11 protein-coding genes and 1 other RNA gene are annotated in these 11,650 nt (G+C 42.8%); 4 read left to right on the plus strand and 8 right to left on the minus strand.

Annotation, left to right across the window (positions count from 1 at the left end; all coding sequences use genetic code 11):
- Positions 1–223: 223 nt before the first annotated feature.
- Entirely contained in the window at positions 224–1,498 is a 1,275-nt protein-coding gene (glyA, locus tag EO130_RS11815) for a serine hydroxymethyltransferase (RefSeq protein ID WP_127141711.1), read from the plus strand.
- Positions 1,499–1,516: 18 nt separating this feature from the next.
- Here glyA and EO130_RS11820 read toward each other — a convergent pair whose 3' ends face one another.
- The 7 genes from EO130_RS11820 to EO130_RS11845 all read right to left on the minus strand — a co-directional run bounded on the left by EO130_RS11820 (position 1,517) and on the right by EO130_RS11845 (position 8,385).
- Positions 1,517–2,170, minus strand: a complete 654-nt coding sequence (locus EO130_RS11820; protein ID WP_127141712.1) for a hypothetical protein — start codon at positions 2,168–2,170, stop codon at positions 1,517–1,519.
- Positions 2,171–2,352: 182 nt separating this feature from the next.
- Complete coding sequence (locus tag EO130_RS11825) at positions 2,353–3,021, minus strand: response regulator (protein WP_127141713.1); 669 nt, start codon at positions 3,019–3,021, stop codon at positions 2,353–2,355.
- 32 nt (positions 3,022–3,053) lie between these two features.
- Positions 3,054–5,138 carry a tetratricopeptide repeat-containing sensor histidine kinase gene (locus EO130_RS11830; protein ID WP_127141714.1) on the minus strand — a complete coding sequence of 695 codons (2,085 nt, stop codon included), beginning with the start codon at positions 5,136–5,138 and terminating at the stop codon, positions 3,054–3,056.
- Positions 5,139–5,467: 329 nt separating this feature from the next.
- Positions 5,468–5,638 carry a hypothetical protein gene (locus EO130_RS15480; protein ID WP_164732925.1) on the minus strand — a complete coding sequence of 57 codons (171 nt, stop codon included), beginning with the start codon at positions 5,636–5,638 and terminating at the stop codon, positions 5,468–5,470.
- Between the two features lie 144 nt (positions 5,639–5,782).
- The gene (locus tag EO130_RS11835; RefSeq protein WP_127141715.1) at positions 5,783–6,517 is read right to left on the minus strand and encodes a LytR/AlgR family response regulator transcription factor; all 735 of its coding nucleotides are present in this window, start codon (positions 6,515–6,517) and stop codon (positions 5,783–5,785) included.
- 432 nt (positions 6,518–6,949) lie between these two features.
- On the minus strand, positions 6,950–7,342 hold the full coding sequence (locus EO130_RS11840; protein ID WP_127141716.1) for an acyl-CoA thioesterase: 393 nt from the start codon (positions 7,340–7,342) through the stop codon (positions 6,950–6,952).
- Positions 7,339–8,385 (minus strand): glutaminyl-peptide cyclotransferase, encoded by a 1,047-nt coding sequence (locus tag EO130_RS11845; protein WP_127141717.1) that lies wholly within the window; start codon positions 8,383–8,385, stop codon positions 7,339–7,341. The genes EO130_RS11840 and EO130_RS11845 overlap by 4 nt, the downstream gene beginning before the upstream one ends.
- A gap of 99 nt (positions 8,386–8,484) precedes the next feature.
- On the opposite strand from EO130_RS11845, the gene ffs reads away from it, so the two are divergent.
- The 3 genes from ffs (at position 8,485) to fsa (ending at position 10,112) form a co-directional block, all read left to right on the plus strand.
- Positions 8,485–8,583: signal recognition particle sRNA small type (gene ffs / locus EO130_RS11850), an RNA gene on the plus strand.
- Between the two features lie 24 nt (positions 8,584–8,607).
- Positions 8,608–9,417, plus strand: coding sequence for an SDR family oxidoreductase (locus tag EO130_RS11855; protein ID WP_127141718.1), 810 nt, complete (start codon positions 8,608–8,610; stop codon positions 9,415–9,417).
- A 38-nt stretch (positions 9,418–9,455) separates the two neighbouring features.
- The gene (gene fsa, locus EO130_RS11860) at positions 9,456–10,112 is read left to right on the plus strand and encodes a fructose-6-phosphate aldolase (RefSeq protein WP_127141719.1); all 657 of its coding nucleotides are present in this window, start codon (positions 9,456–9,458) and stop codon (positions 10,110–10,112) included.
- 58 nt (positions 10,113–10,170) lie between these two features.
- Here fsa and EO130_RS11865 read toward each other — a convergent pair whose 3' ends face one another.
- Positions 10,171–11,559, minus strand: a complete 1,389-nt coding sequence (locus EO130_RS11865) for a TlpA family protein disulfide reductase (RefSeq protein ID WP_127141720.1) — start codon at positions 11,557–11,559, stop codon at positions 10,171–10,173.
- Positions 11,560–11,650: the final 91 nt, after the last annotated feature.

An 11,650-nucleotide genomic window follows, 5' to 3' on the forward strand; every position in this document is an offset into this window, starting at 1 on the left:
GGAATCCAATAGCTGTGCCAAAAATCCCCAATCTATAAACGAAAAAGGATGAACGGTAGTATATCTTGGATAAAAAGGTTGTTAGCAAGCGGTTTTCGGAAGTTTCGTAAACGCACGAAATTGTTAATTGCCGTTTGATAAAATTACCCCTCAATAGCTTTTTTATGCGGATAAATCCCCTTTCAATTCGTAATTTTACGCCCTTAATTAAACTATGGGCAACATGCAAAGAGACCAAAAGATTTTTGAACTGATAGCGCAAGAAAAGGAAAGGCAATTGGAAGGTATTGAATTGATAGCTTCTGAAAACTTTGTAAGTCCACAAGTAATGGAGGCCGCAGGTTCCGTACTTACCAATAAATATGCGGAAGGCTACCCAGGCAAGCGTTATTATGGCGGTTGTGAAATTGTTGACCAAGTAGAGCAGTTGGCCATCGATCGTGCAAAGGAGTTGTTCGGTGCAGCTTATGCAAACGTGCAGCCCCATTCCGGTTCGCAGGCCAATGCTTCGGTTTACCATGCGTGCCTTAATGCTGGCGATACTATTTTAGGATTTGATCTTTCCCATGGAGGGCACTTGACCCATGGTTCCCCTGTAAATTTTTCCGGTAAGTTGTACAATCCTGTTTTTTACGGGGTGGATGAGGAAACCGGACTTTTGAACTACGACAAGATCCAAGAAATTGCAGAAAAGGAGCAACCTAAATTAATCATTGCAGGTGCTTCTGCTTACTCCAGGGATATGGACTTTAAACGTTTCCGGGAGATTGCCGATAGTGTAGGAGCCATCCTATTGGCGGATATATCGCATCCTTCTGGATTGATAGCCAAAGGCATTTTGAACGACCCCATTCCACATTGCCATATTGTGACCACCACAACCCACAAAACGCTACGCGGTCCACGTGGAGGACTTATTTTGATGGGTGAGGATTTTGACAACCCATTTGGCATCAAGCTGAAAAATGGAAATCTAAGAAAAATGTCGGCACTACTGGATTTGGCCGTATTCCCAGGTAACCAAGGCGGACCGTTGGAACACGTAATCGCGGCTAAGGCCGTTGCGTTTGGGGAAGCTCTATCCGACGAGTTCCTGCATTATATGGTCCAAGTGAAAAAGAATGCCGCGGCCATGGCCAAGGCCTTTATGGATAGGGATTACAAAGTAATTTCCGGCGGAACCGACAATCACATGATGTTGATCGATCTCCGAAACAAAAACATTACCGGTAAAGATGCCGAAAAGGTATTGGAGCATGCAGACATTACGGCCAACAAGAACATGGTGCCTTTTGATGATAAATCACCTTTTGTAACTTCTGGAATCCGTTTTGGAACCTCTGCGATTACCACTAGGGGATTAAAAGAAGCCGATATGGAGACCATTGTGGGCTTTATCGACGAAATTCTTACCGACCCGGAAAACGAAACCAAAGTGGCTGCCATAAAACAAAAGGTCAACGATTTGATGAAATCGCGACCTTTGTTCAGTGCTTAGTAATTGCTAATGGAGTAGTTATTCGAAGAGAAAAATGCTCTCTTCGTATAATTTTTTGCGGTTCAGGTAATAGATGAGGGCTTCATGCTGTTGCCCTTTGTCATAGTACAATCCCCAGTAATCGAAATACCCATTTTTTGGTTTGGATTCAGCGTTGTTCTTTATAGAACTATCCTCAAAAACGGGAACGAAAATCTCATAGGGCATCTCCGTCAATCCTTTGGTAAAATAAATAAAATGTTTACCTATTGCGGTGAGGATGTTGCTTGCCTGTTGCGGTATGCTGTGCTCATACAATCTTGAGATAATGATGGACGTATCCTCAAAATGTAATGAGAGCTCCAAGATATCCGTAGGATACGTGCTCTCACGATTGAGCATGGCCAATGCTTTTTGTAAGGATGAGGAAATGTTGGACCTGCACTCTTCGGCAAAATTATAGGCCCCCCAATCACCATCGTTAAAATGGCGAAGGCATTCCGCAATCCCAAAATTATGGTGAAGGTGTATCACCAAATCCATTTGATTGTTTTTGGAATCTTGCTTGCACTGCACTTTGGCCGTTGCAAAAAAATATTTTTCCAGAACCTTTAAAAAGTCGTCCAGTCCGTCGGTGGCCACATAGGTTCTTGGAGCTCTATATCTGTTATTATGTTTGTTAGGGGAAGACATATACTTGCAGATTGAATTCTACTATTCTTTCTACATAAAATTAGGATGAATCTTTTATTTTGGATTGCAGATAATCCTTAAAAATTCTATGGATTTCCCCCAGTTTGTAGGATTTTTAAGGATTTTTAGCACAAAATCCTACCACAAAATAAAAAGTAAGGCTGCTTCTAGCTCATTGATGGTCAAATAAAGCCTTTATTTTTTGCCGCCAAGATCAACGCCAAATCGTTCTCATTTTCCGTACCGAACAAGGTTCTTAAATGGCGTTTCCTGTTTTCGATGGAGGAAGGGGAAAGCCTGATAAATTTCTCAAGATCCTTGGTTTTGGTTCCTTTGGATAAATGGTAGAGTATCTGCTTGTCCTTTTCGTCAAGTTCAATATTGTTGGCCATCTTTTTTCTGATGGCGCCGAGTGCTTTGGAAGAGTAATAGGGCGGGTCCAGCATAATGGTCCGTACCGCATCTTCCAATGTTTTGGGGTCAATGTCGGTTTTGACCAGGTAGCCATCCGGGTCTACGGATTTAAGGATACTGTTGATCCTAAAGTTATCACTAAAGGAGGACATGAAAACAATTTTGCTTTCCGGTACGATCTTTCTGGCCAAGATACCTAAATCCTCCCCTGAGTAGGGTTGGTCTTCGTTCGGGGCGAACAATTGCACGTCCAAAAACAAAATATCGTACTTAAAGGTTTTGGCGGATTCTTCGATCAGTTGCTTGCCTGCTTCATAGGAAGTTGCGGTGTCCACAATTATCTTGTGGCCATCAAAATCGATTCCTTCGAGTATGAATTTATACCCGAGCATGGTCATTTCATGATCATCGATGGCTAGTATTCTCAGTGTTTTCATGGTAGGTATTGCGATTAATTTGGGGGGAATGTTTATGCGTTTACCGCTGTTGTTTTTTGTGGAACGGTATATTCCACATAGGCAGCGGGAATCTGTATTTTTATGATGGTTCCATGACCAGGCTTACTGTCAAAATTCACCTTTCCTTTAATTTTTTTGACTCTGGATATAATGTTCTTCAGGCCAATACCCTTTTTCGCGCGGTTGGGGTCAAAACCAACACCATCGTCCGAGATGGTGAGTTTTAAGCTATCATCCACCAAATAAAAGGAAATGGACACGTTTTCACTTTTTGCGTGCTTCACACAGTTTTTAAGCGCCTCTTGGACTATCCTGAAGGCATTGATCTTGATATCGCCCAGCAAATTGTCCCATGGCACTTTTTTGTCGTAATCGAAAGTACAGGAAATACCAGAGGACTTTTCTATACCGCTGATCATGTCTTTCAACGACACGATAAAATTATGAAATTTTTTGTAGGCTTCATTGTTCAGCTCATGGGAAATGGTACGGATTTCTTCCTCCACCGCCTTGAGTTTTTCAATGAACATCGCCCTTTGCTCCATGGAGGCCTGGTCCTCACGATCGTTAAGGCCACTCAGCATCAATCGTATACCCAACATTTCGCCCAAAATGCCATCGTGGAGTTCTTCCGAAATGCGTTTTTGGGCCAGTTGCTTGCCCTCTTGCAGTTTTCCTTGTTGGGAAAGCATCAAGTTATATATTTCTTGGTTGCTTTCCTGTTGTCGCTGTTTGAACTTCAAACGGTTGTTGCTCACATAGAGCGAAACAATGATCATGGCAGTGACACCAAACAACAGCAAGAGCATGGACGATAATGCCCAAATTTGCTTTTCCTGTGTCAGGATTTCATTTTCTTCGATAATGTCGTCCGTTTCCATGCGGATTCGCCCAAATTTATCCCGTTTGGTGCGTTCCTCCACCTGTATAATGTCGTTGAGTTGATAGTACGCCTCGGCATAGGAGGCCGCATGTACCGTATCCAATCGGGTAAGCAACCGGAGAGCGTCCAAGGCCCGGTCGTTGTTGTAGGTTTCCTTGGCAATATTGTAGGATTCGTTGGCATTGGCAATGGCATTGAGGGTGTCTCCCTTGGCGGCCAAAACCTCGGAATAGTAATAATGTAGCCTGGCCCGGTCGTAGAGGTCGCCAGTTGCGGCGTTAACTGTAAAGGCCTCATTTAAAAATTCCTCGGCCTTTTCAGTGTTCTTCTCGGTTTTGAGGACTGAAAAAGCGTAGCTTCCCAAGGCTTTTTCATACAGGTCGGGAATCTCTTGTTTTAGATTTGTATTAAAAAGCAGTTCTTGGTAAACATTTTTTGCTTGGGTGAAATTTTCTTCGTTTAGATAGGCACCAGCGATATTATTTTGCAGTTTCCAAATCAACTGATTTTTATTTACCCTATCAGAGTTCTCGATATATTCGCGTGCTGTTTTATAGGACTCAATCGCTTTTTCGCTATTGCCCAAGCCGTTGGCCAAAATGCCCAACATATTATAGGAATTATATAAGCGATAATCGTCGTCCAGTTCATCAAAAATCTCTATGGCAGCTGCGGCACTGGTTTCGCCGCCCAAATAATCCTTGTAGGCATCCTGCACCCTTGCCATATTATATAACATCCTGGCTTTTAAGGATTTAGATGTGGAATCTTTCGGCAATCGATCAAAACTTTCCAAGGCTTTCCGGTAATGGTAAAAAGCACTGTCCATCGCTCCATAGGTTTCAAAAAAACCCCCTAAATCCCAATTGGAATACCCTAATATTTTGCTGGCATCGGCTTCTTCGGATAATTTCAACAGTTTGGCGTTGGATTGTCGGAATCCCATAGAATCTTTCAATTTCAAATATGCAAGAGATACCTGGGAGAGTTGTTCCAATCGGGTGGAATCCTTGGAAAGGGTCAAGGCCTGTACCTCTGCATCTTGAATATACGCTCTGCGTTCATCTGATGATAATTCTTTGGCGGTCTTGGCAATAGTCAGCAGTTGTTGGATGGAGTCGACCTTGGGGTTTCGCACAGTTTCATCCTTGGATGCTTGCTGTTTACAGCCCAAAACTAGCAGTAGTACTAAAATGAATACTCCTTTTTTCAAATTTTCCAAGTGGTTTCTAGTTCCAAGGTAACGAAAAAGCCCCAAAACAGTAAAGGTTTGGGGCTGGGTGTTATGTTAAATGTTCCTTACAGTTGTCGGCTGTCGTTTGCGCTCTGCTGCAATCGTCTTTTGCTCTGTTTTGAGAATCCGAGGCGTACTCGGTATTCATGGGATCCCTTCTGATATTCTACTGAAAGCTTTTCTTTTTTTCCCAAAGAATTGTTATCGACTACTTGGGACTCATCCCTGCAATAAAATAATGCCACCAATAGGATAATAATCAGTGTAATGCTTTTGTGTAAGTTGGTTAAGATAGAAAACATTATGAATTAGTCATCACCTCTTCCGTCCTTTTCTGCCGTTTCAGTATCAGTTGCATTCTGATCAAGGGTCAGTTGTTCAAACATGGCTTCCGTATCCTGTACGTCGGTTTCCGTTTCGCAAGCGTAAAATCCGGTGGTCAATAGTGCAAGGGCCAAAATGCTAAATACTTTTTTCATAATTATAGGTTTTGTTTTTAGGTATAACAATTAGGTTTATACCGCTAAAGTATTTGGCAATAGGGATGGGGACGCTCTATTTAAAAAGGACGTAGTATTCTGCGGTAATCTGTTAGAATTTTACCACAATCTGCAAGAATTTTGCTAATTAAGGGCCTTTGCGGAGGTTTTGGAGAGCATGTTCTTAAGGCTGTCCACTTTGTCCTTATAGGTTTTGGAGAAGGGGAGTTCCTGTTCTTCGCCGCACCTTAAACTACAGATGGATTTCCCATAGTTGATGCGGGAAACATATACACTATTGATGATGTAGCTTTGGTGGACACGGATAAAATTCTTGGGCAGTTTTTCCTCGAAGGACTTTAAGGTCTTGAATGCACTGATGATACTGCCGTCCTTCATAAAAAAGTCCGTGGTGTTGTTGTCCGATTTGAGATAAAGGATGTTTTTGGTGTCCAAATAGCGGTAGTCCTTATAGGATTTAAGGCAAATGGTGGATGGCGTATCGTGCTTTGGGTGCAATTTGCGCAGTCGCAAAATGGTCTTACGGATATCGAATTCGTTGTGCGGCAGAATCCAGTAATCAAAAAAACCACTTTTAATGGCGTTGTAGGCAAATTTTTTGGTTTTGGCGTATCCTATAATAATAGGAAGGGACTGCATGTACTGATTGAGTTCCGTTACCATTTGAAAGTAACTTAGCCCGTCCTCGCCCAAATTGACAAGCACTACGTCCGGATTGTATTTTAGGATGGAATTGAGACCCGCCGAAGCAGTAGTGTCCTCGCTGGCACAAACAAGATCATCGTACTCCTCCAAATACAATTGCAATTGCAATTTGGATGAGGCATCCGAATCGATAATGTTGTAGGTGTATTCCATGTGCAAATTCCTGATTGCAAGTTACTAAGGCACAAAAAAAACTCACTACAGTTTTCCCTTAAAAAAACTAGGGGTTTCATCTTAAATTGGGTGTTTTTCTTACATTTTTCCCTAAAAATTCGTTAAATCGAAAAGGGGTGTAACAAAACACCCATTTTTTAAGGATTGGTTTTTGAATGCGAAACACCCATTTGAAGGTTTACTTTCTTTGGGGTTCCATCAAGATGAAAATGAGATGTAAATTGGGGGTTTTTCGTGCTCAGTTAGTTCAGAATATAGGTTTAGTCCGGTTTTTAGGTTACTCTATATTACAATTTGTTGGGTAAGCATCAAAATTTAGGGAATTGCATTTAAGGAGATTGGGCGAAAATTCGATGAAATACAGCCATTTAATTCAGGAGTCGTAGGTTTTGGTACCAAAATGGATAAGTTTTATGGGATAAAAAGGGATTGTATTTCCTCCGGCACCCGTTTGGGCCGAAAGGTTTTGGCATCCAACAGGCACCATTCCGTAACCGCTTTCACCAGTAGCTCGTCCGTTTTTTTGTTTTTGATTTCCACCACTCTGGTGGAAATGGGCCCCTGATTGCTCTCTATGTAGGTGTTGATAAGTATGGTATCACCCAATAGCGCCGATTTATGATAGGTAATATTATGGTTGCGGACCACCCAAATCAAGGACTTTTGAATAATCCCGTCCGTAACATGGATCCAATGCTTTTTGGAAATATCCTGAATCCACTCCACATAGCGGATGTTGTTCACATGGTTTAAGTCGTCCAGGTCGCTAGGTACTACATCAAAAACTTCCGAATAGGTTTTCATTCGCCTTTTTTAAGGATGTTTACCTCGAACAGCTTGTCCCAGTTCTTGCCCGTTACAAAAAAGGTTTGTCGCTCCGGGTGGTAGGCCACGCCGTTCAGAACCGAATTGCCTTCGTCCCATTCGGGACCTCTTTTTACTCTGCTCTGAAGTCCACCAAAGTTAATGACCCCCTCAATGGCACCGGATGTCGCGTCTATGATCATCATACTCTGCTTTTGGTACACGTTGGCATAGATCTTTCCGTCCACATATTCCAGTTCGTTGGCGCGGTTAAAAATGGATTTGTTCGTCACGGTTTCTATATATCCAGTCTCTTCCAAGGTCTCTGGGTCCAAAAACCAGATTTTTTCGGTGCCATCACTTTTATAGAGTTTCTCACCATCATTGCACAGACCCCATCCCTCACGGCTTTTACCATAGGTAAAGTTTTTGATTTTCTCCAGGTTTTCAATGTTGTACACGTACCCCATGCCGCTTTGCCACGTCAATTGGTATAGCTTGCCATCCATAATGGTGATGCCCTCCCCGAAGACAGAAGCATCCATGTCGATTTTTTGCACTACTTCGCCAGTCTCAAAATTGACCTTTCGAAGGGTGGAAAACCCTGTTTTCCCTGTGCCTTCGTACAAAATGCCATTGTGGAACTCCAGTCCTTGGGTGTAGGCACCGGTATCGTGCGGATAGGTGTTTAGGATTTCGTAGGTGTATACTTCTGGGGCCGAGGCGGCCAATAACCTGAACTCTTTTTCTACGGACACCTTTTGGTCTTCAATATTGAACTTTGCTATCAATGTTTTGTTGCCCAAAGTAGGAAGGTCCAAGGTCAGTTTGCCGTTTTCAACAGGCATTTCCTTTCCATCAATATAGTAACGAAGGTCCGATACTTCGATGTCCTTTTTGTTCTTGAGGGCAACACCCAGCTGCTGGTTCTGCTGTATGGCCTTGTTTTCCAGTTGGATGGAAAAATGCTTGGCTGGATCGGCACTGCCGCCGCAGGCCAAAAAGAGGAGCAAGGCCCCGGTTGCGAAAAAAAGTTTGCCCATGTTTCTTATTGCTTGTATCATAAATTGTTACTCCTGAATCTTCGAAATTAAGAATGAATTGGGATTGCCACAAATTTAAAAGGTCGTATATTTGCAGCCGGGCAAGTCCTACACGACCAGCTCCTGCAGAATCCCCCAGGGCGGGAACGCAGCAAGGGTATGTGGTCGTAGCGGTGCGATGTAGGTAGCTTGCCTTTTTTTGTACCCAAAAATCAGATGATCATGGATAAAAAAGTTGTACTGATCACGGGTGGTTCTTCAGGTATTGGTAAATCCATCGGGACCTATTTGGTCCAAAAAGGGTTTACGGTTTACGGTACTACGCGCAATCCAAAAAACTATCCCGATTTTAAGGCGTTTGAACTGGTGCAATTGGATGTGGTGAATGTAGAGAGCATCCAAAAGGCCGTTTCCTATATCATTTCCAAAGAAAATCGATTGGACGTATTGATCAACAATGCCGGGGTTGGCATTACGGGTCCTATCGAAGAAACGCCCCATGCAGAGATCCTTCGTGTATTCGATACCAATTTTCATGGCCCTGTGCATGTGATGAAGGCCGTTTTGCCGCAAATGCGCAAGCAGGGCGGGGGAGCCATCATCAATATCACCTCCATTGCGGGATACATGGGTTTGCCTTATCGAGGATTCTACTCCGCCACCAAAGGTGCTTTGGGCATCCTTACCGAGGCCTTGCGCATGGAAACCAAGGATTTTGGCGTCACCATTACCAATGTGGCACCGGGTGATTTTGCCACCAATATTGCTTCGGGTAGATATCACGCCCCTGTTATAGAAGGTTCTGCCTATCAGGAAAAATACCAGCAGACCTTGAACACCATCAATGAGGATGTGGACAGTGGGGGAGACCCCGTACAGGTAGCGGAGGCCGTTTACAAGATCATCAACCAGAAAAAACCGAAGATACATAACCCTGTGGGTGCATTTTTACAAAAATTTTCCCTTAGGTTAAAAAAGATTTTACCCGACAAAGTCTACGAAAAATTGCTCCTCGACCATTATAAGTTGTAATTTTAGGGGATTAGTAAACCAATTATAAATATTGAGAAATGAAGTTTTTTATTGATACTGCCAATCTTGACCAAATCAAGGAAGCCCAAGAACTCGGTGTGCTGGACGGTGTAACCACCAACCCTTCCCTAATGGCGAAGGAAGGCATTACCGGAAAGGATAATATTTTGAAACATTATGTAGATATCTGCAATATTGTGGATGGCGATGTTTCTGCCGAAGTAGTGGCCACAGAGTTTAAGGAAATCATAAAGGAAGGAGAGGAATTGGCCGAGCTTCACGAACAGATTGTAGTGAAAGTGCCCATGATAAAGGATGGGGTAAAGGCATTAAAATATTTTTCGGATAAAGGTATCCGTACCAATTGTACCTTGGTATTCTCACCAGGGCAGGCGTTACTGGCCGCCAAAGCTGGGGCGACCTATGTATCCCCTTTCTTGGGACGATTGGACGATATTTCCACCGATGGTCTTAATTTGATTGCGGAAATCCGCTTGATCTATGACAACTACGGGTTTGAGACCCAAATTTTGGCTGCCTCCATCCGACACACCATGCACGTCATCGATTGTGCAAAGCTTGGTGCCGATGTAATGACAGGCCCTTTATCCTCTATCGACGGATTATTGAAACACCCATTGACCGATATTGGTTTGGCCAAATTCTTGGAAGATTACAAGAAGGGAAACTCCTAATCAGCTGATCACAGCAAAAAATAAATAGGCCCTGAATGAGAATTCGGGGCTTTTTTAGTTAAAGGGAAGTGTAGAGATTGGCAAAACCGTCTACTACTAAGGTGTCCTTGGCAATAACACATTTATTGAGGCCATCAATAATCATGGCCATCTGCAGATCCTTAAAATTGTCACCATGGAAATGCTTGTCCGTGTCGAGTTTGTTCTCTTCAATAAGCTGCTTCCACTGGTCGAAGTTGGTCCTTAGGTTGATGCCAACAAAGTTATAATGAGGATATTTCGTCTCAAGCGTTGCGATATGCGTATTCACATTGATAAAATGCTTTTTTTGTTCGGCTGTCCAAAAATAGAATACGGTATTTTTTTTGTCGTTGGCCAAGGATTTTAATGAGATCGATTGGTTGTTGATGTCCTTTACTGCAATATCTGGAACCGTAGTGTTGGGTTGCAGGTTCTTGATGCCAGTGTACAACAGGTCTATTTCTTCCTGATGCTCGTTGTTGGTAGAAAGGGACTTGAACTTTTCAATGAAAGCAGTGGCCTCTTCGCTGGGTTTGTGCTCACGCAACAGGAAGTCCATGGCAATGTTTCTGAAGAGTATATCCCGTAACTCCGGCTGCTTTACAATACTGTCTACCAAACCCAGTTTATGTTTATTAAAGTGCAAACGGTCAATCTTCGATTTTTCATTAGTGGAGCATTGGTCCATACAAGTCATGTAAGCTACATTGCCAAAGTGCCACTTCATAAAATCAAAATAAGGCCTAAAGTAGGTGAGGTCCTTATTGTCCAGTTCAATGTTTTTGCGGTAGTCGTAGAACGCTTCCGGTAGTTCGTGAATGGTTTCCTCGCCAGTTTCCTTCTTGTGATAAAACGGATATTTTTCCTTATGGATGTACATATTGTAATCGATGGAAGCTTCCGCCATGGCCAAAGCCCTTGGGGTAAGTTCGTTATCCGAATTCAACTCTTCCAGCAAGGCCATCTTGGCCGCATGCATGGAGTCGATTTTTTCACTGAACGCTTCGGGATCTAGATTAAAATAGTCATTCATCAAAGGCTCCTCTTCCTCATGGGTGAGGAAAATTTCAATCAAAAAGTTGTTGATCACACTCCCTGTACCCGAATAAACTAAGGATTCATCAAACTCAACCGTGTTCAAACGAGCCAAAAGGCTATCTCCTTTGGAAAGGTATACATATTGTAGTTCTGGGCTATGGTCAAAATGGTAAAGTCCCTCCTCAATGCTATCCAACTGAAATAAAAAATGGTTTTCGTGGTCGAGTTGTACCGAGTCTATGTAGGCGTCGTTGTGGTACAGTACCACATATTTGCTGGTCGGATTAACGATTTCGCCACCAAAGAAGACCGTAGAGCCGTTCTCCGGAGTACTGGAACACGATAATATAGAAAAGACGAAGGTGAGGCTGAGTAAAAATCTTACCATATAAAGGGAACCATTCTATTGACTTTCAAATGTAAGCAACCCGAGAAGCTAAACTTGTTAAGGGGTCGTTAAATGTTGTTAAACGGTATTT

Origin of the sequence: Flagellimonas marinaquae (assembly GCF_003992675.1) — a bacterium.
GTDB lineage: Bacteria > Bacteroidota > Bacteroidia > Flavobacteriales > Flavobacteriaceae > Flagellimonas > Flagellimonas marinaquae.